Genomic DNA, 25,896 nt, shown 5'->3' on the forward strand with positions numbered 1-25,896 from the left:
ACGTGTCCGTCCGGCGGCAGCGGGTAGCCGCGCACCATGACGCCCTCCAAGAATTCCGCGGCCCGGTGGAGCGACGGCACGCTCGGCCTGCTGGCCCACGGGTATGCCTGGCTCCCCAACCGGATGCGCGGGACGATCGACGGCACGGTCAGAACCCGGCTGCTCGGCCGCCCCGCCATCGCGCTGCGGGGCCCCGAGGCGGTGGCGTTCTTCTACGACGAGAAGCACGCCGTCCGCGCCGGGGCCCTGCCCGACCCCGTCCTGGACACCCTGTTCGGGCAGGGTGCCGTGCACACCCTCGACGGGGACCGGCACCGGATCCGCAAGGCCATGTTCGTCACCCTCCTCAAGGACGGCACCGGCGTCGCCACTCTGGGCGGACACGTCAGCTGGCGGTGGCGCGAGGCGATGACCCGTCGGCGGAGCGAACCCGTGGTGCTCTTCGACGAGGCGGCCGGGGTGCTCGCCCAGGCGGTCTGTGACTGGGCGGGCGTTCCGCTCTCCGACGCGGGAGTCGGCCGGCTGGCGCGCGACTGCACGGCCATGGTCGACGGCTTCGCGACGCCGGGCCCGCGCCATCTGCGGGCCCGGCGGGCCCGTCGCCGGCAGGAGGAGGCCATGGCCGCGCTGATCACCGAGATGCGCCGGTCCCCGGAGGCGCAGACCAAGCAGACGGCCCTGGAGACGGTGGCGTGGCACCGGGAGGCGGGCGGGAACCTCCTGGACGTCCAGACGGCGGCGGTGGAACTGCTGAACATCATCAGGCCGACCGTCGCCGTCGCCTGGTTCGCGGCCTTCGCCGCCCACGCCCTGCACCGCTGGCCCCACCACCGCGACCTGCTCCGCTCCGACCCCGACGGCACCTACGCCACGGCGTTCGCCCACGAAGTACGGCGCTTCTACCCCTTCGCCCCCTTCGTCGCCGGACTCGCGGCACAGGACCTGACCTGGCGGGGCGAGGACATCGCGAAGGACACCCTCGTCCTGCTCGACCTGTACGGCCAGAACCACGACGCCACGCTGTTCGAGCACCCGTACCGCTTCGACCCGGACCGTTTCGACCCGCAGCGGTTGACCTCCCCCGAGGGCCCCGGCAGCCCGCTGCTGGTCCACCTCGTCCCGCAGGGCGGCGGGGACCCCGCCCGCGGCCACCGCTGCCCCGGCGAGGACATCACCGTGACCGCGCTCGCGACCATCGCCGGGGAGCTGGCGCGGATGGAGTACGAAGTCCCCGCACAGGACCTGACCATCCCCCTCAACCGCATGCCGACCCGCCCGCGCAGCGGTTTCGAGCTGAGGCCGAACCCCGACGCGCCCCGGAAGTAGCCCGCGCCCGACCCGCGAACACCCCTTACGCCACGAGAAGGAACATCATGTCGATCAAGGTGTCCGACTTCATCCTCCAGCGCCTGCGCGAATGGGACGTGGAGCACGTCTTCGCCTACCCCGGTGACGGCATCAACGGCCTGCTCGCCGCGTGGGGGCGCGCGGACGACAAACCCCGGTTCGTCCAGTCGCGTCACGAGGAGATGTCGGCGCTCCAAGCGGTCGGCTACGCCAAGTTCTCCGGCCGCGTCGGCGTCTGCGCGGCAACCTCCGGCCCGGGCGCCATCCACCTGCTCAACGGCCTGTACGACGCCAAACTCGACCACGTGCCGGTCGTCGCCATCGTGGGCCAGACCAACCGCAGCGCCATGGGCGGCTCCTACCAGCAGGAAGTCGACCTGCTCAGCCTCTACAAGGACGTGGCCTCGGACTATTGCGAGATGGTCACCGTCCCCGAGCAGCTGCCGAACGTCATCGACCGGGCCATGCGCACCGCGTACGCCAAGCGCACCGTGACCGCCGTCATCGTCCCCGCCGACGTGCAGGAGCTGGACTACTCCCCGCCGGCGCACGCCTTCAAGATGGTCCCCTCCAGCCTCGGCAGCCCCTCCTACGCCCCGGTCCCCGCCGCCGGCGACCTCGCGCGGGCCGCGGCCGTGCTGAACGAGGGCGAGAAGGTCGCCGTACTGATCGGCCAGGGCGCACGCGGTGCCCGGGCCGAGGTCGAGGCGCTGGCGGACCTCCTCGGCGCCGGGGTGGCCAAGGCGCTCCTCGGCAAGGACGCCCTGCCCGACGACCTGCCCTACGTCACCGGCGCCATCGGGCTGCTGGGCACCCGCCCCTCCTACGAGATGATGCGCGACTGCGACACCCTCCTCGTGGTGGGTTCCAGCTTCCCGTACAGCCAGTTCCTCCCCGAGTTCGGCCGGGCACGCGCCGTCCAGATCGACATCGACCCCTTCATGGTCGGCCTGCGCTACCCCTTCGAGGTGAACCTCGTCGGCGACGCCCAGGAAACGTTGAAGGCGCTGCTGCCGCAGCTGAAGCGCAAGAAGCACGGCTCCTGGCGCAAGAAGATCGAGAAGGACGCCGCGCGCTGGTGGCAGGTCATGGAACGCCGTGCGGACGTCGACGCCGATCCGGTCAACCCCGAGTGCGTGGTGCACACCCTGGACGCGCTGCTGCCCGACGACGTGATGCTCTCGGCCGACTCCGGTTCGGCGGCCAATTGGTACGCCCGTCACCTGCGGATGCGCGGAACCATGCGCGGCTCCCTGTCGGGCACGCTGGCGACCATGGGGCCGGGCGTCCCGTACGCCATCGGCGCGAAGTTCGCGCATCCCGGCCGGCCGGCGGTGGCGATCGTCGGCGACGGCGCCATGCAGATGAACGGCATGGCCGAGCTCATCACCGCCGCCAAGTACTACGGGGACTGGGAGGATCCGCGGCTGGTCGTGGCCGTCCTCAACAACCAGGACCTCAACCAGGTCACCTGGGAGATGCGGGCCATGTCGGGTGCCCCGCAGTTCCTGCCCTCGCAGGCCCTGCCCGACGTCCGCTACGCGGACTTCGCGCGGTCGATCGGGCTGGGCGGCGTACGGGTGGAGGAGCCGGGCGGCGTGGAGACCGCCTGGAAGCAGGCCCTGACCGCCGACCGCCCCTTCGTCATCGACTTCCGCACCGACCCGGCCGTCCCGCCGATCCCGCCGCACGCCGACCTCGACCAGATCGAAGCGACCGCCGCCTCGATCCTCAAGGGCGACAGCGACCGCGCAGGGATGGTCCGCCAGGGACTGAAGGCCAAGATCCAGGAGATCCTGCCGGGCCGCGGGCACTCCCGGCGCGGCGACGAAGGAGCGTGAAGGGCGCCGGGACAGGAGGGCCTCTACACCGCTAGCGCGCACTGGAAACCCGTACGCCTGAGACGCGCTTACAAGGTGGGCTACGCCGGCCCGGTCACGACAGCAGGTTCCACCGGACGGGTCTGCTCCTGGTGTACGAAGCGGGTGGCTCCGCTACCCCTGCCGAACCGGTCGCGTACGCGCGGGACCGTATTGATCACGGCCGGCCGTGCGGCCGGCGCCGTGGCGTCCTACGGGCCTAGCGGTCCGATATGAGCTTGAATACGAATAACGTGACGATCCATCACACCATGCGGTTTCGTATTCAGGTAAAGGGGGGCTTCGTTGGCAGCCGATCAACGTTCCCGCACGGACAAGGTGGTCTTCGGGGTCACCGCGGGCCTGACGCTCGCCTTCGTCCTGTGGGGCGCCCTGGCGACTGACTCACTGGAGAGCGTGTCGAGCAGCCTGCTCGAAGGGCTCATCCACAACGGCGGCTGGGCCTTCATGCTCGCCGCCAGCGCTTTCGTTGTCTTCGCCCTCTGGTTGGCGATCAGCCGCTATGGACGGATCTGCCTCGGCCGCGAGGGCGAGCCGCCGGAGTTCCGCACCGTCTCCTGGGTTGCCATGATGTTCAGCGCCGGCATGGGCATCGGGCTCATGTTCTACGGCGTGAGTGAACCCCTGGCGCACTACGGGAAGCCTCCGCCCGGCACTCATCCCGTCGACTCCGCCGAGCGGATGCAGACCGCGATGGCCACCACTCTGTTCCACTGGACGCTCCACCCGTGGGCGATCTACGCGGTCGTCGGCCTCGCCATCGCCTACAGCACGTTCCGCCGCAACCGCCGCCAGACGATCAGCGCGGTGTTCGAGCCGCTCATCGGCGCCCGACACGCACACGGCGGCATCGGCCGCGTCATCGACATCGTGGCCATCTTCGCCACCCTCTTCGGCTCCGCGGCCTCACTGGGCCTAGGGGCCCTCCAGATCGGCAGCGGCTTCCGTGAACTGGGCTGGATGGAGTCGGTGAGCACCGCGCTCCTCGTCGCCGTCATCGCCGTCCTGACCGTCGCCTTCGTCGCCTCCGCGGTCTCGGGCGTGGAACGCGGCATCCAGTGGCTGTCGAACATCAACATGGTGCTCGCCCTCCTCCTCGTCGTGTTCGTGTTCGTCGCCGGGCCGACCATCATCGTGCTCGACCTGCTGCCCACCTCCCTCGGCGCCTACCTCGGCGACCTCCCCCAGCTCATCGGCCGAACCGAGGCCACCGGCGCAGGCGAGGTCGCCGAATGGCTCGGCAGCTGGACGGTCTTCTACTGGGCCTGGTGGATCTCCTGGACCCCGTTCGTCGGCATGTTCATCGCCCGGATCAGCCGCGGACGCACCATCCGGCAGTTCATCGGCGGCGTCATCCTCGTACCGAGCACGGTCAGTCTGCTGTGGTTCGCCGTCTTCGGCGGCACGGCCATGAAGCTCCGGGAGCGCGGCGGCCTCGACGAGGAGAGCACCCCCGAGGGACAGCTCTTCGGGCTGCTCCAGCAGTTCCCCCTCGCCACGGCGATGAGCCTGCTCGTCATGGTCCTCGTGGCCATCTTCTTCGTCTCCGGCGCCGACGCCGCCTCCATCGTGATGGGAACACTCTCGCAAAAGGGTGTCCTGGAACCGTCCCGGCTGGTGGTCGTCTTCTGGGGCGTGGTCACCGGTGCCGTCGCGGCCGTCATGCTGCTCATCGGCAACGGCAAGGGCGACGCGCTCGCCGGACTGCAGAACCTGACGATCCTCGTGGCAGCGCCGTTCACCCTGGTCATGATCGGCATGTGCGTGGCACTCGTACGGGACCTGCGCCAGGACCCCCTCATCATCCAGGGCGAGCAGGGCGAGGAAGCCGTAGCCGTCGCCGTAGCCGCCGGCCACGAAGAGTACGGCGGCGACTTCGAGATCCGCATCGGCCCGGCCGGCGACCCGGAAGCCGACACCCCACAGCCGCCCGAGGCACCTCAGCCCCCGGATCGGTAGGACAGCCACGACTCCGGGGCCGTGATCTCAAGTGGCACCGAGGGGCTTTCGGGGCGGGTGCCGGGCCCGCTGGACCCGCATCAGGGTTGATCATGATGGCCGCTCGGACCTCGCCATGGTCGCCACCATCCGCTCCAGGCGGGCCAGCCGGGTCTTCTCGGTACGGGCGGTGACCAGGCTGAGATACAGGGCGAACCGGTCGGACTTGCCGAGCGTCTCGTAGAACGCCCGCGCCGCCTGGTTCGCGGCGAGCGCCTCGACGAGATCCGGCGGCGCGGTGGCGTTCTTCTGCGAGGCGTATGCCGTGGCCCAGCGACCGTCCGCCCGCGCCGCTTCGACCTCGGCGAGGCCTCGGGGGCGCATCCGTCCCACGGCGATCAAGGCCTCGGCCTTGTCGACGTTCACCTGCGACCAGGGCGAGCGGGGGCGGCGGGGTGTCGTGCGCTGCAGGAAGTACGTGTCGTCGAAGCCGCGCCGCAGACCGTCGATCCAGCCGAAGCAGAGCACCGTGTCGACCATCTCTTCCCAGGTGAGCGACGGGATGCCGGTGTGCTTCTTGGCGATCTTCACCCAGAGCGCGGTCCGCTCCCCGTGATGCTCGTCGAGCCATGCCTCCAGCTCTGCCGGGCTCGCGGGGACAAGAATCTCGACGCCGTCCTCGTATTTCTGCATACACCGCAGGCTAGAGGCCAGATAGGACAGATTCTGACCTACTTCGGCCGGGATCCGGGGTGTTCTCCCGTCCCCGAGGCCGCCCACGTCTACGACGACCGGCCCGCGACGGGTTGAACCCTCGCGGCGTGTACGGCCGTCGGTGACGTGATCTCACGGCAGGCTTGGCGGCGTGAACACCAGCGAAGCACCGCAGGCGACGGGGGCGGACGGAGCACCTTCCCGGGAGGCCTCCGACAACGGGCGGGTGGCGGCGTGGGAGGCGGCCGGGGAGATTCCGCTCCTGGTCGTGTCCGTGCTGTTCATGGCCTGCTTCGCGGTGCCGATCGCCGACACGCACCTGAGCGCCGCGATGCGGCAGATGTGTTTCATCGGCCTGGTGACCACCTGGGCGGTGTTCCTCGTGGACTACCTCATCCGGCTCGCCCTGGCAGACAACCGCCTTGCCTGGTTCGGCAGACACCTGTCGGACTTGTTGATCGTGTTCTTCCCGTTCCTGCGGCCGGTACGTGCGGTGCGCGAGCTCACCGCGGTCTCCACGCTGCGCCACCGTGTTCGCCGCGGTCTGGACGTCGAACTCATGCTGTACGCCGGAATGGCCTCCGTCCTGCTGTGCACGGCGGGTGCACTGGTCACCCTGGCCGCGGAGCGCGGTGTGCCGGGCGCGACGATCACGAGCTTCGGGCTGGCGGCCTACTGGGCGGCCACCACGATGACGATGACCATGTACGGGGAGCTGTATCCGATCACACCTGTCGGGAGGCTGGCGGCGGTGGGTCTCAGCATCGTGGCCGTCGCCCTGTTCGGCATCGTCATCGGAGCGTTCGCCTCTTGGTATTCCGGCTGGTACGCCCACCGCCTGCGGACGGACCAGGACTCACCGGAGGCACGCCGGATGGCGGCCGACACCCTCTCGGAGATCAGGGCTCTGCGGCACTGGCTGAACCGGAACGCGGGCCAGGACCGTCACGGCGAGCCGTCGGGCACCGACCCGCGACCACCGCGGTGAGGTCGTCCCGGCTCGTTGTCTCCACATGGCTCCGTGTCGCCGGGGGGAACGCGTCCGGCTCCCCCGCGACCAGATGCGCGAGCGAGAGCTTGCCGCCTGAATCGTGGTGGCGGCCAGAACGCCCTCCCTGCCGATCCCTCGCCTCCGGCGGGTCTCCGCGACTGAGGAGTTACTTCCCGTCGGTGATGTAGTAGTCGTCCTTGAGGTATTCCAGGACGTAGCTGCCGAGGTCTTCCTCGGAGAAGGTCGCGGAGGACCTGACCGCTTCGAGCGGCATCTCGATCGCGTCGAGCGTGCGCACCCGAACGCGCTGCGGATCGACCGTCGCGGTTTTCAGGGCCTTCTTCTGCTCGGGTGAAATCATCTGGAACACGATCGCGTAGGTCGTCGTGCACGGACCGAACCCCTGCTCCTCCGCCTTCTTCGCTCCTGGCCCTGCCACCTCGCAGACCGTGCCGATGTCCTCACGACCGAGGGCGTGGAGGTACTGCTCGTACCGCTGGATCGCGCGCTCCTTCGTCCTGGGCGCGGGCAGGTCGGCGTTCACGGGGGCCGATGGCTGTCCGGTTACGGCGGATGCGGACGGCGTGCCCGACGGAACGTTCGATGGTGTGGACGCGGACGGCGGCGAAGGCTTCGCGACGGCGCTCTCCTTCGCTTCGTCCGGACCGCACCCGGACGTCAGCAGTGCCACGCATGCCGATACCGCTGCCGTGCCCGCCATCGCCCGCGTCTTCATCTTCATCTTCATCTTCATCAGATTCCCCTGCATCAGCCGACTGTCCATCAAGAGCTCACGCACGATCACGCCGGACGGTTCCCGACCCGCTGTTCAGAGAGGCCCCTTCGTCGCCCCCGTGCCCTTCTCGGTGGCGACGGCTGAGGCGGAGAGGAGCGTCGCAGCGGCGAGGCTGCCCCAGAGGGCGGTTGGGCCGTGGGGTGCGAGAGAGGTGATGACCGCGGGAGAGACGGCGAGGCCGAAGCCCGTGGAGAGCTGGAAGCGGGCGAGGGCGCGGCCCAGGACATGGGCCGGGGCGAGGGCCGTGACGAGGGCGGTGGCGCTGCCGGCGTAGAGGATCTCGCCGATGGTGCAGACGACGGACACCGTGGCGACAGCCGGGGCACCCCAGCCGTGTCCCAGTGAGGTGGCCGCGAGGAAGCCGAGGTAGGACGCGGCGAGTACCACGCCCGCGAGAGCCAGCGAGGTCCGCCGGGAGAACCGGGACATCAGGACCGTGACCGGCACCTGCAGGGCGACCACCAGCACCGTGTTGGCCACGAAGATGGCCGCCGACCACATCGGGGACGCGTGCAGCTGGGTCAACAGGACCAGAGGGAGCGCGATTTCGGGGACGTTGAGGCAGAAGACGTAGACCACGTTGGCGGCGAGCAGCCCGCGCATCCGTGGTGCGGGCCCGTCGTCCCCGCTTCCGTCTCCGTCCTTGGCCGGGGCAGCGGCCGGGCGTGCGTGCAGGTGGACCGACCAGGTCAGGGCCGCCGCCGTGAGGTAGGCGAGCCCGGTGACGGCCGCCAGCGCCTGCAACGCGGTGGTGCCGCCCGCCAGGCAGACGGTGGCGAGGAGCGCTCCCACGCCCAAGCCGGCATTGCGCAGGGCACGCCCGGCCGCGAGGGCGACGTCGCGTTCCCGGCCGTAGGCGATCGTGGCCACGACAGCCGCGTGGGCGGCCGGCCACGCCTGATTGCCCATGCCGAGGAAGAGCGCCGCCGCCGCGAACAGCCAGACGTGCCCCGCCGGCGTGGCCAGCAACAGCGCCACGCCCAGCACTCGTACCAGCATCGACGCCGCGACGACCGCGCTGCGTGCGCCCCGGTCCAGCCATCGGCCCACCGCGGGCATGCACACCAGACCCACGACGATGCCTGCCGTCATGGCGATACCGGTGGCCGGCGCGGACAGCTCCAGCACGGTCACCCCGTAGAGCAGCAGGAAGGGACGCAGCAGGCCGGTGCCGAGCGCGTCCACGGCCAGGGCGACGGCATAGCGGGGACCTCCGGAAGCACGGACGAGGGCGCGCGGTCGGATCTTGGTGGTGGTGGTCATGGTGGTTGCCATGGCCTCACGGTGCGTCCGGGCGCCGGGCGGGGTGCGACGGTTGACGGACATCGTCAACCGTCGCTGTCATCCGCCGACCGGTCGGTGATGATGAGGGGGTGACGTTGAGGATCGACATCAGCGGACTGCCGTCCGAGCGGCTGCGGTTCGCCGCCTCCCCGCTGGCCGAGCTGACCGCGATGCTGCACGTACTGGCCGAACCCGGGCATCACCCGCAGCTCGCCGGCTGGGCCGGGGGCGTCTGGACCGGGCTGCGGCCGGAGCTGGCGGAGCGGTTGCGGGAGGCGGAGTTCCTCTGGCGGTCCTCACGGGCCGACTTCCTGGTCCCCGCCCGGCCCCAGGCGACCCTCGCCGAGGAGCTGGACGGTGTGGACCGCATCGACGACGAAACGTACGTGACCGCCGCGCTCGTCACCACGTGCGGCAGCAACCGGGTCCACTTCGCCGCGCCGTCGCCGCTCGCCGACGCGACGGCGCGCGAGCGGGTACTGGACCTGGCCCAGGCCCGCGGCGCGCTCCAAGAGGCCTTCGCGGAACGGCTCCTCGCGGACCCGGCCGCCGTACGGGCACGGGTGCGCGACACCCTCGAACAGTGCGCCGAGGCCTTCTTCACCGCGGCCTGGAAGGGCGTCGCCGTGCGACTCGCCACCGACCTGCGCCTGAAGAACGACCTGCTCAAGCGCCAGGGCATCGGGGCGGCGCTCGCATCGGTCTCCGGCGCGGTCACCCTGGCGCCCGACGGCGACGGCGTCATCGTGGACAAGCTGCAGGACAACGCGACCTCGGCCCACGGCACCGGACTCACCTTCATCCCCAGCGTCTTCGGCCGCCCGCACCTGGTGGCGGTGCACGCGCCCGGATGGCAGCCGGTGGTGCAGTACCCGGTGGCGGAGCCGGGCCCAGCGGAACCCGCATCGCTGGCAACGGTCACGCTGAGACTGGACGCACTCGCCCATCCGGTACGGCTGCGGCTACTGCGCACCCTGGCCCGCGGCCCGCACACCAACGGTGAACTGGCCCACGCCTGGGAACTCTCACCCCCGGAGGTCTCCCGCCACCTCGCCGTCCTGCGCCGCGCGGGCCTGCTCACGGCCCGCCGGCACGGCCGTTACGTCCGCTACACCCTCAACCTGACCGACCTGACGGCCCTGGGCTCCGACCTGCTGGCGGCCGTACTGCGCTGAGCGCTCAAGCCCGACCCTGCCCCGGCCGGTCCGCCGTACGACTGCCGCCGGCGGTGCTGGGGTTCGACCTGGAACTGCGGCCGGGTGCGGGTCCGCCGAGCGGCAAGTCGGTAGGGTGGCGGTGTCCTCCGGGCGCAGGAGGGCGGCGAGCTGGGTGTCAGCCCACCAACCGACGGTACGGGGTGCCCCTGTTCGGGAGCGAACCGCGAGGTCGATGCCGATGGTGCGGCCGTCGTGGTCCGGATAGACGCGGACGGTGCCGGGGGTGGTGCCGGTGCCGGCACTCACAGGTTGTTGACATCCCAGTCGCGGAGGGACCAGTTGATCCTGTGCCAAGGCTGCTGGGGATCCCGATCCTGGAGCACGGGGGCGGCCGGTGAGAGCGCACCGGCAGGCACTGGCACACCGGCCGTCGGCGGGGTCCGGTTCCCGAAGCGCCTGGCGTACTCCTCGTTCGACAGGATCAGCAGTTCGGCTTCGTCGTCCGGGGCGGGACCTGCCGCGGGCCGGGACGCGGACACCGGAACGCCGGTCGGCACGATGTGCGGCCCGGCCGCGGTCCTCGTCTCGGTGGCCTGGGCGAGGGTGACGGGCAGGGACAGCGTGAGGGCCGCGCCGGCCGCAGCCGCAGCCCACTTCTTGATCGTCATGGGCCGGTTCTATCTGCTCCGACACCGTTGGCGGCAGGCCCGCGAAGAAGGGTTCACCCATCCAGGCAGACCAGTTCACCGGCGAAACGTCACTGCACCCCCCGCGGACAGCCCCGGGCACGGCGGCCCCGGCACCGGCCGCGACGCTTCGGCCGACCCCTCATTCGAATCAGGTCGGGCAGCATCAGGTGCTGCGGTAGAACATCGCGCACAGCAGTACCGAGTTGTCGGTGACCAGCCAGGCGCGGTAGTCGGTGCTGTCGTTCTGCCCGCGCCGGCAGGTCGCTGCGCTCGCGTCGGCCGGGGCGCGGTAGACGCCGGTGATGTGTTCGACGGCGCCGGGCTCGCTCAGGCGAAGCGCTTGATCCTGGGGAACTTCGCGGTGGTGTCTACGTAGTACTTGCGGACCAGCGGGCCGAAGCCGGCGTCCTTGTCGCCGAGGATCATCGACTTGACGACCCCCAGGCTCTTCGCCGGGGTGAACTCCTCCGGCTTCGTCTCGGGCTCCCCCGAGACCAGTGCCTTCCACGCCGCCCGGGACTCCGTCGTGGCGCTGACGTCCGGGTCGAGGCCCAGGTAGTAGACGCGGTCGTCGGCGTCCTTCCCGACGGCCAGGAAGACGATCACGTGGAATCCGGATTTGAAATTGCTCTCGGCCCCGCCCACGTGGCTGGCGGGACCGTTGACGTACACGGCTCGCTCGGACTTGAGGGCCGTGTCGATGCCGGTCCACGCGGCCGAGGCATTGATCACCGACCCGAGGTCGGCGGGCGTGAAGAGCCTGCCCTCCCCGGGGCTCAGCAGAGCGCCGACCACCTTGGCGCGCTCCTGGCAGTTGACGTCCATCATCTTGCCGAACGCGGAATCGACCGGCATCTGCAGCCAGCACGTGAGGCGCTTGAGGCCGGTGCCGCCCTCCGTCTCGCCCACCGCCGTCGCGATCCGGTCCCTGATGTCCTTGAGCGCCGGCGTGGGCTTGTCGCCGGCCTGAACGTGCGCCTGCTCGATCACGAAGCATCCCCCCGAATGTGGGCCCCACTTGGCCCCCACCATGACGCACGGAGCGTACCCGCGAGGGCGCGGAGCGTGAAGGCCCTGGGACGACCGACACCGCACCGCAGGCGGCCGAGGCCTCCGTGGGAGCGCGCGCCCTGGTCGAGGGACGCGTCGACTACGGGCATGTCGGCTCCTACAGCCGGGCCGAGGGATGCGCCGGGGTCACGCTCAGCGGGAAGGCGTTCGCCGGGGCGAAGGGCTTGGTCGCCAGAGGAGCGGAGGCCGACGGAGGAGCGCAGGTCGGCGGGATCGGCTTCGGCTCGACGGCGGAGGGCTGGTACGGTCCCGGTGCCGAGGCGAGGCCGGCCTTCCGCAAGGAGGACGACGGCGAATACCACCCCGCCGGCAAGCTGGGCCTCTCCCCCGGCAAGGCGGCACCGTGGGCCTCGAGTTCACCGTCGACCCCGACAAGGTCGTGGATGCCGTCGGCGGCTCGGGCTACGCAGTCGGCGACCATCTCAACGGGCCGGACGTGCCGTACCTGGTGCGCGTCGCCACTCCCGCGGAGGGCGCCGACCTGGTGGCCGAGTGGCGGATCCTGGAGCCGGCCTGGCGCACCCTCTTCGCCACGACCCAGTTGGACCGGACGCGGGACGCCGTCCTCGGTGCCGGATGGACCTGGCGCGGGGTCGCCTTCGGCAAGCTCTGACGGCGGGCGCCGACCGGATTCAACGGCAGGCCTCGTACGCGACCGCAGCGTGGCCGCCGTGTCCGCGTGTACCGGCCTGGCACGCTGATCGGCGGCGGCGCCCCGGGGCGGTCCAGTAGCCGACCCGCTCGGCGACAGATGAGTGGCCGTCCACACATGGACGTGTTCAAAGTCCGGGGTCAAGGCCCGGACAGACCGACCGGATCCACGGCATGATCCACGCAGGTAGCAGTACGTCGGGGTGAGGGGCGGGGCTATTCATGGGTGGGGACTCGCGCGCGAGGACGTCGGGCACCATCGAGTACGGACCGCTGCCCCCGCGCTCGGTCTGGGGGCTGCGATGCCAGTTCCATCTGCAGTGGATCTATGTTCCCGTAGGTCTCGCCGTGGCCGTAGTCGCATCGGTATTCGCCGGTGGCGGCGGGGCGCCGTTGTTCGGCAAGACGCCGAAAGGCGTGCCGAGGGATCCGTACGGGGACAGCGTGCTGCTGTCCCGGCGCCAGTACAGGCTGGAGCTGAACGGCACCCCCGAGCAGTGGCGGGTGCGTGCCGGCTTCGCCCTGCGGCGGGCCATCGGACCAGGTTCCCATGGCCCTGACGCGACGATTTCGCTTCCCGTCAGCGCCTACCGCGGACTCGGGCTTGAGGGCCTCGATGAGCTGGCAGGTGCGCTGGGGTGGCGTCTCGATCGGGAGCGTCTGCGGTTCGGGGCGGTGGTCCTCAAGCCGGTGCCTACGCCTCGGTGACGCTCGGCGAGCCGACTGGCACTCCTCGGTCATCAGTATCAGCATCACCTCGACCCGCACCCAGTGGACCCGCACCCGGTCGGCCAGAGCCTCCCCGACGAGGGCCGCACGGGTCCCGACCGGGGCGGCTCAGGCTGCCTTGCCCTGCTTCTGCTCCTTGTAGAAGGCGGTCATGTCCGCTACCTCCGAGGCCGGGGGCACTTCGACGGTCTTCGCGGTCCCGAAGGAGAGGAAGTCCATCGTCATGCTCACCGCGCCGATGGCCTGGTTCAGCCGTGCCGGCATCCCGTTGTCGTCCAGCCACACGTCCGTCACGATCTCGCCGGACACCCCGAGGTGCTTGTACATGTCGCTGGCGGCGGCTCCCATCTTCGCGGCGGGGACCGAGGCCCGGTAGTGCTTGGTGTTCCTCCCGTTGACGCCTTCCGCGCCGATCAGGGATGCGGTCTTCGCGTACTTCAGGCTCTTGAGGGCCTCCGTCGGGTCACCCTGTGCGGCGGACGCCCCCCTTCTCGCCGAGGACCGCGGACATCTCCACCCGGATCCAGGTCTTGCCCTTGTACGGGCCCTCCTCGATCCGGTCGACCTCGTAGTAGTAGGCGCCCTTCGCGAGGCGCATCGTCACGGTGCCGTCCTCGACCATCTCCTCCATTTGGAGGTCCTTGGCCGGCATCACGGTCTCCATCGCCACGCCGTCGCCCCAGGAGTAGAGGCCCTTCATCGTGACCGGCTTGCCGCCGGTGTCCGGGCTCGTCACCGTGGCGATGATGTCGGCCGAGCCCGCCTGCGAGGCCTCATCGGACGCGCGGGACAGCGCCCCGAGGATCGCTTGGGCGGATTCGCCGGCCTTCTCACCGGCCTTCTGCGTGACCGCCCCGGCCGAGCAGCCCGCCGTCCCCACCACCACGGCCGCCGCAACCGCGAAACCGGCCATCGTCCTGGTACTCATTTCCCCACCCCTGCATGCTGTCTGTTCGTGGTGCCCACGGATACGCGCCGCCCCCACGGGTGTGTTCCGTCAGGGGCGGCCGTGTGCACCGGCCTCCCCTTGCCGGCGCGAAGTCGAAGGATCATCGCACGCCCCTCTGACATCGCGCTCGGCACCCCATTCCCTTTCGGAACGGAAGAATCCGCAGCTCACATACGGCGGAGGGGACCTGGGCGCGGTCCGAGCGCAGTGTCAGGGTCTGCGGGGGCTCGGCGCCAAAGGTCCTGGAGAAGACCGGCGACAGAGCGTCGTACATGCCGACGCCATCGGCATGGCTGCCCTGGGACCCCTCCGCGAGCGCGGCGATGCCCAACGCCAGGGGCCCGTAGGTGTCGTCACATTGAGGACGTGGCCTCGCCGCGGTGCGTCAATGCCGGCAGGACGGCCGGACGCTGAGCAGCTCGGTCCGCAGCACGGGTGCGCCGTCGACCGGTGCCGGGTCCTCCGCGGTCGGTTCGATGCCTCCGGCGGCGACTTTGTCGAGTGTCGTCAGGCCGTCGGCGCCGACCGTGCCGAACACCGTGTAGTTCGGTCGCAGCGCGGAATCGCCGTAGACGACGAAGAACTGTGAACCGTTCGTGTTCGGACCGGCGTTGGCCATCGCCAGCAGGCCCCGCCCGTAGAGGCGGCGCGCGCCGGTCGGATCGGTCGGTGCCGGCGGCAGGTCCACCGGCAGCTCGTCCTTGTACTTGTACCCGGGCCCGCCCTCACCGGTACCGGTGGGGTCACCGCACTGCAGGACCTTCAGCGTCGGGTACGCCGTCAAACGGTGGCACACCGTACGGTCGTAGAACCCGTGCCGTGCCAGGTGCAGGAAACTCTGGACCGTGCACGGCGCCTTGGCCCGGTCCAACCGCAGCGGGAGCGGGCCCTGGCTGGTCGGAACAGCCAGATCGACCGTGCCACGACTGGGGGTGCGCCGCGGGTCGGGCGGCAGCGGAACGGAGCGCGCCGGCGGCTCGTCCGGGGTCTGTGTGTACTGGCAGGGGCCGTGCGTCGTGCGCGGCGGAGCGTCCTCGGAAGCGGTGGCGACGCTCCCCCCGGACACGACTAACCCCACGGCCGCCAGTGCGCTGATCAGTGCCCGCTTCATCTCGTACGCCCTCTCGATGATCGCCAAGTCCTGGAGCGGTCGCAGTCTAGGGCGCGGGGTCGATCCGCGGGAATAGCAGGAGGCAGGAGGCCGGCCTGGCCGACCCCGAGGTGCCGTCGGATGCCTGACGGCTCAAGCCGCATCGCTATCCGTTGGTGGGCGCCCGGCACTCCGAGGAGGGGGGTGGATTACCGGGCACCCGGCATCAGGGACGGTCCTGTCCCGCGACCCCCGCTGCCATGAAGACCCACATGCACATCGGACGGTCAGGGGTGCCGACGGGTGCGCACAAGGGAACTCGGCCCTTCAACGACCCAGAAGACAAACGGTTCTGCACACGCGTCCGGACCCCGCACCGGACCGACACCGGCTCGTTGAGCGGGGCACGGGTGATCGGACGGAACCGGGGGACCCGCAGAACTCCTCCCCGGGCTTCCGAACGTAAGTCAGCGGGTCGGGAAGGACGCCAGGGAAAGATCCCACTGGTCTGCCGCGTGAAGCAGTGCGGCTGTGTCCACCCGCACTTCCAGGAAGTACTGGTAGATGTCCGGCCCGTCTTCGCCCTGGTGCCAAGGCGGTCTCGCCTCCAGGGACAGGTGGAGGCGAATCGTCGCCCCGGTTTCGTCCCGGTCGGCGAGGCTGAAGGCCAGGACCGGTTCGTTGAACCAGGTATCCGGGGACCAATAGCCTTCGGCATCGGGCCCCGTCACGGCCACCGTCCCCGCGGCGGCCCCACGCATCCACGCGCCGACCTCGCGGGCCTCGCAGTTCAGCAAAGCGGGATCGGTGAAGGACCAGCTTCCGTCGGGAGTCTTCACCGTGCCACCGATGACGAGCCAGTTGTCGTCGTAGCGGTCACCTTGGGCCGCGGCGAACTGATAGCTCAGCGGGCGAAGCTCGACGCTGTTTACATGATCATTCAAAAGCACTGTCAGAGGATCTCATGGCGCGTCGCAGCCTTACATCTCCACGGCGGGTTTCATCCTGCCGAAGGTCCAGGTGCGCTGGTTGTGGGCGATCAGGACGGCCAGGGCGAGTGCCCCCGCGAGGTATCCCGTCAGCATGAGCACGTCGAACCAGAAGTCCTGTTCCCTGCCACCGGAGATGGAGACGCGCAGCCCGTCGATCAGGTACGACATCGGCAGAACCGGGTGCAGGGACTTGAAGGGCTGTGGTGATGTGAGGACGGGGTACGTGCCGCCCCCCGAGGTCAGCTGCAGCATCAGCAGCACGAGTGAGAGCAGCCCGCCGACCACGCCGAGGGCGGCCCTGAGGGCGTAGGAGATCGCAGTGAACGCCGCCGCGCCCAGCACCATGATCCCGACGGTGTGCACGGGCTGGAGCGGGTCGAGGCCGAGGCCCAGGTCGACCGCGGCGTAGAGGACGCCGACCGCGAGGACCCCGATGCCCAGGATCGGCAGCCAGCCCCCGAGGGCGATGGTCGTCGAGGGCAGGTCCCCGGCCAGCGCCCTGGAGTTGAAGGGCCGCAGGATCTGGTAGCCGAGGAGCCCGAGGACCCATAGGGCGATGCCGAAGAAGAAGGGGGCCAGGCCGCGGCCGTTGACGTGGGCCGGGTTCTCGACGTCGGTGCGGATCTCCACGGGGTTGGACAGTACGTCGGCCATTTTGGCCCGCAGGTCCGGACGGATCGAGGGGATCTTCTTCACGCCCGAGTCGAGTCCGTTCGCCAGCTCGTTCGCCCCCGTCTTGAGCCGGACCAAGCCGGTCGTCAGCTCGTTCGCGCCGTCCTTGGCCTTGCCCAGGTTGTCGCGGAGCAGGTTCGCACCGTCCGCGACCTGGTGTGCGCCGTCGTTGAGGAGCTGGACCTGTGCCCGCGCTTCGGCGATGGTGCCCGGAAGCTCGGTGATGCGGGCGGCGGCCTCGTCGACGATGCCCGCCAGGCGCCGTACGGCGGCGTTGATCCGGTGCTGGGACGTGTCGACCCATTCGGCCGCGATCTTCACGTCCTTCGTCAGTTCGAACGAGTCCGGTGCACACCGGGCCGGGGTCGCCCGCACACCTGTGCTTGACGTGGCGGTGGACCGCGGCGGCCGCTCGGGCCGCCTTCGTGGTGGCTCTGGTGAGGTCGTCAGAGATCGTGAGCACGGTGTTCTCGCCCGTGACGAGCAGTTTCGCGAGCGCTTCGAGCGTGGGTGGCACCGTGGTGGCCTTGGTGAGGAGGCGCTGGAGGGCGTGCAGGTCCTTGGAGACCTTCACTGTGGTCCGGTGCGCGGTGGTCGCCGCCTGGATCGCGTCGCGGCAGACGGGTCCCCGGTCTCCGGCGCACAGCTGCTTGACCGTCGTCAACACGGAGGCGGTGTCCACGACCGCCTTGTCCGCCAGCTGGGTCAGCACTTCCACCGTCGAGGATGCCGCCCCCGCTCCCTCCCGGACGGCGGAGGCGATGTGCGCGGCCTCGCCCTCGGCCATCGCCACGGCCTCGTCCACCGCGTCGACCAGCTGCTGGGTGCCGTCGGCCACCTGTCCGGCGCCGTCGGCCAGGGTTTTCGAGCCGTCGGAGAGCTGGCTGATGCCGTCGGCGAGCTTCTGGGCTCCACCGACCGCCGTGCCCGTGCCCGTCGAGAGTTTCGCCGCGCCGTCCGCCGCCTTGGTCATCTGGTCGTGCAGCTCGGGCAGCTTCCCCAGTACGCCTTGGGTGTAGGCCTTGAAGGCCGCGGAGTTGACGCGGCGTTGCAGCTCCGGCTCGGCGGATTCGCCCATCTTTCCGATGGTGAACCCGCGCGCGTCGTTCAGGGGGAAGGTGAGGTGGGCGCGCCGGGGCTCCAGGGACAGGGGGCTGGCCAGGTCCGCGCTGAAGTTCCGGGGCACCGTCACGATGAAGTAGTAGGTGCCGTCCTCGAGTCCGCGCCGGGCCTCGTCCTCACTGACGAACCGCCAGCCCAGGGTGTGGTCCTGGGTCAGCTCCTCGACGAACTTGTTGCCCGCGTCGACGGTCTTGCCCATCGCCGTCACCGGCTGGTCCAGGTTCACCACCGCTACGGGTACGTTCTTCAGCCTGCCGTACGGGTCCCAGTTGGACCACAGGTACAGCCCACCGTAGAGCGTCGGCAGCAGAACCAGCGCGAGGGGGACCAGCCGGCGGACCAGGGGGCCGGTCGTGAACCGGGCGAGCTCGACGGCGGCGAGCCGCAGTGCGCTCATCCGGCCGCCCCCTGCCCGAGGTCGATCACGGAGTCCACGTCGGCCGGAGCCGCGCACGCGCTTGCCACGACGGCCACGCCGGAGGCGGCGACCTCGCGCAGGTACTTCCAGGCCCGTTCCAGATCCGCGGGGACCAGGCCGTCGTCCACGTCGTCGACGAAGACCGCCTCGGCTCCCGACGCCAGGGCCAGCCCGACGTCGATCCGCAGCCTGTCCGCGGCGGACAATTCGCTGTACCGCTGGTCCTGGTCGCCCGGGAGTTCGCCGCTCAGGCCCTGGTCTCGCAGGAGTTGGCCCACCTTGCGGTATTCGTCGGTCTCCACCACACCGGTGATCCGGGCCAGCGAGGCGATCTCGCGCACGTCGGCGCGCGGCCCCTCGCCCCGGCCTCCTTTCAACCGGCCGGCCAGGACCATCAGCAGGCTGGAGCGGCCGGAACCTCCCGGGCCCACCACCGCGACCAACTGCCCCTTACGGATCTCGGCGTCGACGGGACCGAATACCGACCCCTCCGGTCCCATCAGCGAGAAACCCTTTAGCGAGATCATTCGCACACAATAAGGGCATTTATGTCCGGATTTCGTTCACCGTGACACGCCGTGAGGAATATCAACCCCCGCTTTCCCTATGAGCATTTCATCCCTATCGGACGACGATCCCCCGGCTCACCGGCAACCGTGGATCAGACCCGGAAGACCGATCCCACGAACTCCGCCAGAAGGCGTTCCTTGAGGGGCCCCGGCAGCGCGTCCAGCAGCATGAGGACGGGGGCCGTTCGGGCGGGCAGTTTTCCGTCGCCGCCGAGGCCCGCGAAGGCCAGGACGCCGGCGATCTCGTCGGGCCCGAGGGTCTCCGGGTCGAGCCCGGCGGCCAGCTCGACGAGACCCGGGTCCACGGTCACCGGTGGGAGCGCGCGGCTCGCGGCGAGGGCGGCAGCGAGGTCCGTGACCAGGGCGTCCACCTGGCCGACGGTGGCCGGGGTCAGAGTGAGGTGCAGGTTGGGCGGCAGGCCGTCGAAGGAGAGCTGGGGCTGCAGGTACCAGCCGCGCTCCCGCATCTCGTCGGCGAGGTGCAGCAGGAGGCTGAGGTCGGGGGCCTCCTCGTGCTCCGCGCCGCTCCCCTGCGCACCGGCGGCGTCGCCCCGGGGAGCTCCGGTCGTGAACGCCACCAGCCCGGCCGTGGGTTCGCCCAGGACGCGCAGGCCTTCGATCCCGCGCAGCCCTGCCAGAAGCCGGTCCGACGCCTCGGCCACCCGGGCGGCCAACGCGGTGTAGCCGTCCTCGCCGACGTACTGGAGCACCGCCCATGCCTGGGCCAGCAGACCGCCGGACTTCGTGCCCTGGACCGTCGGGTTGACCACCGGGTAGCCGGGCCAGCCCGCATGGGCGAAGTACTGGTACCGGCGCAGCTCGGCATCCCGGTACAGGACGACGGAGGCGCCCTTGTCCGCGTACCCGTACTTGTGCAGGTCCACGGAGAGCGAGGTGACCCCGGGCACGGACAGGTCGAACGGCGGGACTTCGCGGCCGGCCCGCCGCAGGTGGGGCAGGAGCCAGCCGCCGATGCAGGCGTCGACGTGGCAGAGCACGCCGCGCCGGGCCGCGGCCGCGGCGATCTCGGGCACCGGGTCGATGACCCCGTGGGCGTACGAGGGCGTCGAGGCGACCACGAGCGCCGTGCGGTCCGTGAGGGCGGCGGCCATGGCGTCGGCGTCGGCGCGGAAGGTGACCGGGTCCACGGGGACGACGACGCTCTCCAGGCCCAGGTAGTGGGCGGCCTTGTGGAAGGCGGCGTGCGCGGTGGACGGGAGCACGAGCTGCGGCGCGCTGATCCCCCGGACGGCCCGCGCGTGGTCCCGTGCGGTCTTCACCGCGAGCAGGATGCTCTCCGTCCCGCCGCTGGTGAAGGTGCCCTGGGCGCCGGGCGCGCCGAGGACCGCCGCGACGGCGCCCACCAGGTCGTTCTCCAGTCGGGCGACGCTCGGGAAGACGGTCGGGTCGAGCCCGTTGACGGTGGCGTACGCGGTGTACGCGGCGGCGGCCAACTCGTCGAGGCCCTCCAGGCCGGCGTCGTAGACGTAGGCGAAGGTCCGGCCGCCCCGGGTGGGCGCGTCGCCCTCCCGCAGGGAGCGCAGTTCGGCGAGCACGTCGTCCGGGGTACGGCCGCCCGGCAGGGCGCGGGTGGATTCAGTCGACACGGGTGTTGTTCTCTTCCTGCCGGGGCGATGCGGACGGTACGGGTCCGGGTGAGGGGTCGTGCGGGGTGGCCCCGGTGGGGTCCTCGCGGTAGCGGTGCAGCAGCCACAGGCTGGCGGCGGTGAGGACGGCGGGGAGCACGCTCATGCCCGCCGCGATGCCGGTGAGGGCCGCCTCGGGCTGGGCCACCCGGTGGTCCGCGTCGGAAGAGCGGAACCCGGTCACCGCGAGGACCAGGGCGAAGACGCCCGCGCCGAGCGCGAACGCCAGGGTTTCCGCGGCCGTCCAGAGCCCGGTGAACGTAGCGGCACGGCGCTTGCCGGTGCGGGCCGCGTCCGCGGCGAGGGTGTCCGCCAGCATGGTCAGCGGGAGCAACTGGAGTCCGGCGTAGGCCACTCCGACGACCGCGACCGCCGCGTAGCCGAGACCGGCACCGGCCGTCGGGGTGAGGGCCAGCAGCAGGGCGCCGGCGAGGAACAGCAGCGAGGCGGCCCACTGCGCGTTCTTCACGCCCCACCGCCGGGACAGCCCGCTCCACAGCGGCATGAAGAGGACGAGGGGGCCGATCAGACAGGCGAAGAGCGGGGTGACGGCGGAGGGCGAGCCGAGGGTGTACGTGGCGAAGTACTGCACACCGGCGAGCATCACGCCGACGGCGAGGGCCTGGAGCGTCCACATTCCGGCCAGGTGGAGGAACGGCCGGTGGGACCGGGCGGTCGCCAACTGGGCGCGCAACGAAGGCTCGGACTCGCTGCGGGCGGCCCGCGGTGCCCACCGGGTGGTGAACCAGGCGCCGAACATGCCGAGGGCCAGCAGCACGGCGACGGCGGCCCCCATCAGCCGGTAGCTCGCCGGACTGCCCCCGTCTGCCTGCGCGAGGGCCGGGGCGAGCGCTCCGGACAGCAGGATCGCGACGCCCAGGAAGCCCACGCGCCAGCTGAGGATCCGGCCGCGTTCGGCGGGGTCCTCGGTCATCTCGGCGGGCATCGTCACGTACGGCACCTGGAAGACGGCGTACGCGGTGGCGGCCAGCAGGAAGACCACGGCCACGTATCCGGCGGCGGCCGCACCGCGCAGCGGAGGCGCCGCGAACAGCAGGACGAACAGCGGGGGAAGGGTGCAGGCACCGATGAGCAAGAAGGGGCGGCGGGGGCCGCCGCGCAGCCGGCTGCGGTCGGACACGACGCCGACCAGCGGGTTGATCAGGACGTCCCACGCCTTGGGCAGGAAGACCGCCGCCCCGGCGACGGCCGCCGGGACCGCGAGGATGTTGGTCAGGTAGTAGAGCAGGATCAGCCCCGGCACGGTGGCGAACGTGCCGGTGCACAGGGAGCCGAGGCCGTACCCGATCCGCACGCGACGCGGCAGGGGCGGAGCCGGCGCGCGGTGGGCACGGAGGTCTACTGGCATGCGCAGATCATCAGCGAGCGGACGAGGGGGTGGCAACGGGTGAGTATGACAGCGGCATGAACTCCGCTTGCGGACCCGACCGCCCCGACCTGCGGCGATCCGCCCTGCTGCGACCTGCCCTGCTGCGACCTGCGCCGAACTGGGCGCCCCCGCCCGCTCCGGAACCCCGATAACCTGCGCCCTGCTCTTCCCCGGCCAGGGCGAGCAGCGCCCCGGCACGCTCCGCGACCTGCCCGACCATCCTGCCGTCGGCCGGACCCTCGACGAGCTCTCCGAAGCCCTCGGCGAGGACGTCCGCGGTCTGGACACGGCCGAGGCACTGCGTTCCAACGCCGCCACACAGCTGGCCCTGTTCAGCGCGTAAGCGGCGAGCTTCCGGACGCTGAGTGCTCTCGGCGTGCGCCCCGACCATGAGGCCGGCCATTCCATCGGCGCCGCCATAGCGCAGGCCGTCGCCACGCCCGCCGATGCGCCGGAAACGCGGGCGGCCGCACCCTCCGCGCGGCGGACGCCGTACGGGACGACCTCATCCGGTCCATCGCGCGCCCGGTCCGCTGGCACGAGGCGACCAGCGTGCTCCGCGAACGCGGCGTCGGCCTCTTCGTCCAGGTCCTCCCCGGGGACTCACCGGCCCACCTCGCGGCAGCCGCCTTCCCCGACTCCCGGGTGGCCTACCTCCAGGCCAACAGCCTGGAGCACATCAGCGAACTGGTGGCCGCAGCCGCCGTAGGTCTGAGCTTCCCTCCCCCAGGAGCCGCGAAGACCGGGCGAACTCCGGCTGTCGGCCCCCGCTACAGCCATTCCTGGTTGAAGTTGGGCGAGTAGTTGTAGCCCCACTGCGTGACCGGTGCACCGTTGTCGGTGCGCCACGCCGGGATTTCGAGAACGAGCAGACTCTCCCGGTTCCAGATGTGCTGGGTGTAGATGCCGTCTCCGTCCCGGTCGGACCAGGCCCACCGCCACTGCTGGTTCGCGCCGCCGGTGCAGTCCCACTGCCGGGCCGGGGCCCCGAAATCGGTACGCCAGTCGGCGATCTCAAGACACTTCCCGCTGGCCTCGTTCACGAACTTGTACCAGGAGTCGCCTTGGGAGAGCAGCGCCCAGTTCTGGTTCGCGCCGCCGGTGCAGTCCCACTGCCGGACCGGCGCACCGTTGTCGGTGCGCCAGTCGGCCACCTCCATGCACTTCCCGCTGTTGAAGTTCCGGATGGTGTGGCCGGGGATCGCCGCCGAGGCGGAGGAAGCCGGAACCGCGGCCAGCAGGAGGCCTGCGACGCCCGCGACGGCCAGAAGGTTTCGGAGCGACTTGGCTCGATTGATGGTGATCACGATTTTCCCCCGGATGACGTCTGTGACGTTGGTCGGACGTCACAGAATCTAGACAGGGGTCGATCGCGGCACTTGACGATCAGCGCGGGGTTCCCTGACTCTCGGCGCGGAACTGGTGGGGCCGAACCCTTACGCCGCCCGGAAGGACCCGCTGAGGACCACCAGGTGCTTGACGTCCCGATGGAACGTTCTCCGGCGGGCACCCAGGTCCCGTACGGGGTCCGCGCTCCACACGTGGCCCTCGGCCTGTGCCCCCTCGGCGATGCCCTGCTGGTCGCGGCCTACTGGCGCTGGGCATCGCACGGATGCACCACCTCGTCCTCGCCGGTTGGGGGCGGTGCGCGAGCCGCCTACGCGTACGCTCGCGATCTGCACTCAACATCGGGAGTCGACAGCGGCCGCACAGAGCCGACAACGGGGGAACACCATGAATCCTGCCACCCGCACGAGCCGCGGGGGCTGGAAGTCCTGCCTCCTCGGGGCCGCGACGGTCACCGCCCTGCTCACGTCCGCGGCGTGCTCGCCGAGCGGGGGCGACGGCAAGCCCACGGCCCGGCCGGGCGCCCCGGGAGCGACCGCGGTCGCCGCCTGCGCCCCGGTCGACGTCTCCATCATCGCCAGCGCCCAGGACCAGGAGGGGGACGGCCTGCACTTCCTGCTCACCCTCACCAACACCAGCGAGAAGCCGTGCAAGGTGTTCCGCTACCCCCTCGTCCTGATCGCCGACTCCCAGCGCCTGTCCACCGAGGTCAAGGACAGCACCCCGATACCCTGGACGGCGTACGAGACCATCGCGCCGGGCAAGCAGACGTACGCCGCCCTGCTCCAGCGCGGCTCCATGGATGTGCTCCAACCGGAGACGGAGAGGACCATCACCGTCCAGCTCCAGGACACCGATCCCGGGAGCAGGAAGGGTGAGTCGATCAAGATCGACTTCCCCGGCACGTCATATGTATGCGAAGGCGACTTCTCCCAGATCACCCACTGGATGACCTCTGCGGATCTGGCTCTGCACTTCATCAACACGTCCTGACGGTCCGGCTCCCCGGGCAGTCGCCGCCATCCGCCAAGGATGCCCAGGGCTCCGCCGGGTTCCGCGCTCTCCATCCACCACGCGGCGCCGGCCGCGTCGTAGCCGACGGGCCGCCTACAGGTCCGCTGACGGCGAGGCGGTCGAGCGCCTGGCCCGTCTTGGTCGAGAGGTCGGTGATCGCCTCAAGGAACGTGATCGGATCGCCTGCCACCACGTACGGCTCCGTCACCCGTGGGAACCGTTCGGCGTCCAGGGCGACGGCTCCACCGCTGGCTTCCAGTGCCTTTCAGCCGATCCGACTTCCCGCTCTTTGTCGTCGAGGTGCCTCCGTCGGCTACCGGCTCGGGCAGCAAGTCAGGCGCGGAGCCGAGGTAGGCGCCCGCGTCAGTACTGTGGCTTCGTATGACCGACCTCGAGATCGAGATCACCGCAGAACTGGTCCATGACCTGCTGCAGGAGCAGCATCCGGACCTTGCAGGGCTGGCCATCCGCGAAGTAGTGGGCGGGTGGGACAACCAGCAGTGGCGCCTTGGGGACGAGTTGGCCGTGCGCATGCCGCGTACCGAACGTGCCCCGGACCTCCAGCGCAAGGAGTGCCGGTGGCTGCCCGTACTGGCTCCGCGCCTGCCGCTGCCGGTCCCCCACCCCGTACGGATGGGTGCGGCGTCCGCGCGGTTCCCGAAGCCCTGGACCATCATGACGTGGGTCCCCGGCGAGCCACTGGACCAGTGCTCCATCGGCCGCGGCGCCGACGCGGCCGACGCTCTGGCGGCCTTCCTCACCGCGCTCCACGTGGAGGCGCCCGAAGACGCGCCGATCAGTTCGGACCGGGGCGATCACCCCAAGAAATGCACGGACGGCTTCGACCACTTCTTCCACGCCGTCGTCCCAGACGACCTCGCCGACGACGTTCGATCCGTCTGGGACGACGCCGTCGCGGCGCCCGAGTGGGAGGGCCCGCCGCTGTGGGTACACGGCGACCTTCATCCCGCGAACGTCGTCGTCTCGGACGGGACGCTCTCGGGCGTGATCGACTTCGGTGACATGTTCGCCGGCGATCCCGCGTGGGACCTCGCGGCCGCCTGGGTGATCCTTCCCGCGGGCGCCGCCTCCCGCTTCTTCGAGGCATACGCGCAGGCGGATGGGGCGACGATCCGGCGCGCCCGCGGGCTGGCTGCTCTGAAGAGCCTCTTCCTCATGCTGATGGGCCAGAACGGAGACCGAGGCCTGCCAGGCGGCAAGCCGACCTGGGGACCCGCAGGCCGGGCAGCACTCGATCGCGTCCTGAAAGGCGGTCTGACATAGGCACGGGGCAGGGGTCCCTCGGCCCCGTGAAGCACCGGCCGCACCCGTTCACGGCGGTTGTGGTGTGGAGGTCGAGCTTGCCCGTCGGGGCGAGGTGCACGGTCTGCCCGAAGCGGCGCTGAATACCCCGGCACATCCGCAGTCCCCACTGCCCCG

25 protein-coding genes and 1 pseudogene are annotated in these 25,896 nt (G+C 70.7%); 11 read left to right on the forward strand and 15 right to left on the reverse strand.

Going from position 1 to position 25,896, the window contains the following annotated elements; translation table 11 throughout:
- Positions 1 to 36: 36 nt before the first annotated feature.
- From OG730_RS00785 to OG730_RS00795, 3 genes are all read left to right on the forward strand, one after another.
- Positions 37 to 1,326 (forward strand): cytochrome P450, encoded by a 1,290-nt coding sequence (locus tag OG730_RS00785; protein WP_327302242.1) that lies wholly within the window; start codon positions 37 to 39, stop codon positions 1,324 to 1,326.
- Between the two features lie 47 nt (positions 1,327 to 1,373).
- Positions 1,374 to 3,188, forward strand: a complete 1,815-nt coding sequence (locus tag OG730_RS00790) for a thiamine pyrophosphate-requiring protein (RefSeq protein ID WP_327302243.1) — start codon at positions 1,374 to 1,376, stop codon at positions 3,186 to 3,188.
- A gap of 324 nt (positions 3,189 to 3,512) precedes the next feature.
- On the forward strand, positions 3,513 to 5,186 hold the full coding sequence (locus tag OG730_RS00795; RefSeq protein WP_327302244.1) for a BCCT family transporter: 1,674 nt from the start codon (positions 3,513 to 3,515) through the stop codon (positions 5,184 to 5,186).
- A 90-nt stretch (positions 5,187 to 5,276) separates the two neighbouring features.
- Here OG730_RS00795 and OG730_RS00800 read toward each other — a convergent pair whose 3' ends face one another.
- Positions 5,277 to 5,858, reverse strand: a complete 582-nt coding sequence (locus tag OG730_RS00800; protein ID WP_327302245.1) for a YdeI/OmpD-associated family protein — start codon at positions 5,856 to 5,858, stop codon at positions 5,277 to 5,279.
- A 172-nt stretch (positions 5,859 to 6,030) separates the two neighbouring features.
- Here OG730_RS00800 and OG730_RS00805 point away from each other — a divergent pair, with 172 nt between their 5' ends.
- The gene (locus OG730_RS00805; protein ID WP_327302246.1) at positions 6,031 to 6,867 is read left to right on the forward strand and encodes a potassium channel family protein; all 837 of its coding nucleotides are present in this window, start codon (positions 6,031 to 6,033) and stop codon (positions 6,865 to 6,867) included.
- Positions 6,868 to 7,036: 169 nt separating this feature from the next.
- Here the strand turns inward: OG730_RS00805 and OG730_RS00810 are convergent, their stop codons facing one another.
- Both OG730_RS00810 and OG730_RS00815 read right to left on the reverse strand, forming a co-directional pair.
- Positions 7,037 to 7,675 carry a hypothetical protein gene (locus tag OG730_RS00810; protein WP_327302247.1) on the reverse strand — a complete coding sequence of 213 codons (639 nt, stop codon included), beginning with the start codon at positions 7,673 to 7,675 and terminating at the stop codon, positions 7,037 to 7,039.
- Between the two features lie 24 nt (positions 7,676 to 7,699).
- Complete coding sequence (locus OG730_RS00815; RefSeq protein WP_327309114.1) at positions 7,700 to 8,929, reverse strand: MFS transporter; 1,230 nt, start codon at positions 8,927 to 8,929, stop codon at positions 7,700 to 7,702.
- 110 nt (positions 8,930 to 9,039) lie between these two features.
- Between OG730_RS00815 and OG730_RS00820 the strand changes: the two genes are divergently transcribed.
- Complete coding sequence (locus OG730_RS00820) at positions 9,040 to 10,125, forward strand: DUF5937 family protein (RefSeq protein WP_327302248.1); 1,086 nt, start codon at positions 9,040 to 9,042, stop codon at positions 10,123 to 10,125.
- Between the two features lie 284 nt (positions 10,126 to 10,409).
- Here OG730_RS00820 and OG730_RS00825 read toward each other — a convergent pair whose 3' ends face one another.
- The gene (locus OG730_RS00825; protein ID WP_327302249.1) at positions 10,410 to 10,775 is read right to left on the reverse strand and encodes a hypothetical protein; all 366 of its coding nucleotides are present in this window, start codon (positions 10,773 to 10,775) and stop codon (positions 10,410 to 10,412) included.
- A 348-nt stretch (positions 10,776 to 11,123) separates the two neighbouring features.
- Entirely contained in the window at positions 11,124 to 11,786 is a 663-nt protein-coding gene (locus OG730_RS00830) for a hypothetical protein (RefSeq protein WP_327302250.1), read from the reverse strand.
- A gap of 424 nt (positions 11,787 to 12,210) precedes the next feature.
- Between OG730_RS00830 and OG730_RS00835 the strand changes: the two genes are divergently transcribed.
- Positions 12,211 to 12,480 (forward strand): hypothetical protein, encoded by a 270-nt coding sequence (locus OG730_RS00835; protein ID WP_327302251.1) that lies wholly within the window; start codon positions 12,211 to 12,213, stop codon positions 12,478 to 12,480.
- 386 nt (positions 12,481 to 12,866) lie between these two features.
- Positions 12,867 to 13,226 (forward strand): hypothetical protein, encoded by a 360-nt coding sequence (locus tag OG730_RS00840; RefSeq protein ID WP_327302252.1) that lies wholly within the window; start codon positions 12,867 to 12,869, stop codon positions 13,224 to 13,226.
- A 129-nt stretch (positions 13,227 to 13,355) separates the two neighbouring features.
- On the opposite strand, the gene OG730_RS00845 is transcribed toward OG730_RS00840, so the two are convergent.
- The 9 genes and pseudogenes from OG730_RS00845 to OG730_RS00885 all read right to left on the reverse strand — a co-directional run bounded on the left by OG730_RS00845 (position 13,356) and on the right by OG730_RS00885 (position 22,074).
- Positions 13,356 to 13,574 carry a hypothetical protein gene (locus OG730_RS00845; RefSeq protein ID WP_327302253.1) on the reverse strand — a complete coding sequence of 73 codons (219 nt, stop codon included), beginning with the start codon at positions 13,572 to 13,574 and terminating at the stop codon, positions 13,356 to 13,358.
- Positions 13,575 to 13,710: 136 nt separating this feature from the next.
- On the reverse strand, positions 13,711 to 14,175 hold the full coding sequence (locus OG730_RS00850) for an SCO4651 family lipoprotein (RefSeq protein WP_327302254.1): 465 nt from the start codon (positions 14,173 to 14,175) through the stop codon (positions 13,711 to 13,713).
- Between the two features lie 406 nt (positions 14,176 to 14,581).
- Entirely contained in the window at positions 14,582 to 15,334 is a 753-nt protein-coding gene (locus tag OG730_RS00855; protein WP_327302255.1) for a peptidylprolyl isomerase, read from the reverse strand.
- Between the two features lie 419 nt (positions 15,335 to 15,753).
- Positions 15,754 to 16,236, reverse strand: coding sequence for a WapI family immunity protein (locus tag OG730_RS00860; protein ID WP_327302256.1), 483 nt, complete (start codon positions 16,234 to 16,236; stop codon positions 15,754 to 15,756).
- Between the two features lie 30 nt (positions 16,237 to 16,266).
- The gene (locus OG730_RS00865) at positions 16,267 to 17,271 is read right to left on the reverse strand and encodes a YhgE/Pip family protein (protein WP_327302257.1); all 1,005 of its coding nucleotides are present in this window, start codon (positions 17,269 to 17,271) and stop codon (positions 16,267 to 16,269) included.
- A 523-nt stretch (positions 17,272 to 17,794) separates the two neighbouring features.
- A pseudogene (locus OG730_RS44205) lies at positions 17,795 to 18,469 on the reverse strand (YhgE/Pip family protein); the annotation flags it as partial.
- A complete protein-coding gene (locus OG730_RS00875; protein ID WP_327302259.1) occupies positions 18,466 to 19,017 on the reverse strand; it encodes an ATP-binding cassette domain-containing protein in 552 nt (183 codons plus the stop codon). The pseudogene OG730_RS44205 and the gene OG730_RS00875, both read right to left, overlap by 4 nt.
- 134 nt (positions 19,018 to 19,151) lie before the next feature.
- Complete coding sequence (locus OG730_RS00880; protein ID WP_327302260.1) at positions 19,152 to 20,666, reverse strand: pyridoxal phosphate-dependent decarboxylase family protein; 1,515 nt, start codon at positions 20,664 to 20,666, stop codon at positions 19,152 to 19,154.
- Positions 20,656 to 22,074 carry an MFS transporter gene (locus OG730_RS00885; RefSeq protein WP_327302261.1) on the reverse strand — a complete coding sequence of 473 codons (1,419 nt, stop codon included), beginning with the start codon at positions 22,072 to 22,074 and terminating at the stop codon, positions 20,656 to 20,658. The genes OG730_RS00880 and OG730_RS00885 overlap by 11 nt, the downstream gene beginning before the upstream one ends.
- Before the next feature lie 67 nt (positions 22,075 to 22,141).
- Between OG730_RS00885 and OG730_RS00890 the strand changes: the two genes are divergently transcribed.
- Positions 22,142 to 22,438 (forward strand): hypothetical protein, encoded by a 297-nt coding sequence (locus OG730_RS00890; RefSeq protein ID WP_327302262.1) that lies wholly within the window; start codon positions 22,142 to 22,144, stop codon positions 22,436 to 22,438.
- Positions 22,439 to 22,647: 209 nt separating this feature from the next.
- Positions 22,648 to 22,899 (forward strand): hypothetical protein, encoded by a 252-nt coding sequence (locus OG730_RS00895; RefSeq protein WP_327302263.1) that lies wholly within the window; start codon positions 22,648 to 22,650, stop codon positions 22,897 to 22,899.
- On the opposite strand, the gene OG730_RS00900 is transcribed toward OG730_RS00895, so the two are convergent.
- The gene (locus OG730_RS00900) at positions 22,866 to 23,402 is read right to left on the reverse strand and encodes an RICIN domain-containing protein (RefSeq protein WP_327302264.1); all 537 of its coding nucleotides are present in this window, start codon (positions 23,400 to 23,402) and stop codon (positions 22,866 to 22,868) included. The two genes, OG730_RS00895 and OG730_RS00900, sit on opposite strands and share 34 nt — an antisense overlap.
- Positions 23,403 to 23,829: 427 nt before the next feature.
- Between OG730_RS00900 and OG730_RS00905 the strand changes: the two genes are divergently transcribed.
- Both OG730_RS00905 and OG730_RS00910 read left to right on the forward strand, forming a co-directional pair.
- Entirely contained in the window at positions 23,830 to 24,435 is a 606-nt protein-coding gene (locus tag OG730_RS00905) for a DUF4232 domain-containing protein (protein WP_327302265.1), read from the forward strand.
- Positions 24,436 to 24,837: 402 nt separating this feature from the next.
- Positions 24,838 to 25,740, forward strand: a complete 903-nt coding sequence (locus OG730_RS00910; RefSeq protein ID WP_327302266.1) for an aminoglycoside phosphotransferase family protein — start codon at positions 24,838 to 24,840, stop codon at positions 25,738 to 25,740.
- Positions 25,741 to 25,896 lie beyond the last annotated feature (156 nt).

Source organism: Streptomyces sp. NBC_01298 (assembly GCF_035978755.1).
In the GTDB taxonomy this organism is placed as follows: Bacteria; Actinomycetota; Actinomycetes; order Streptomycetales; family Streptomycetaceae; genus Streptomyces.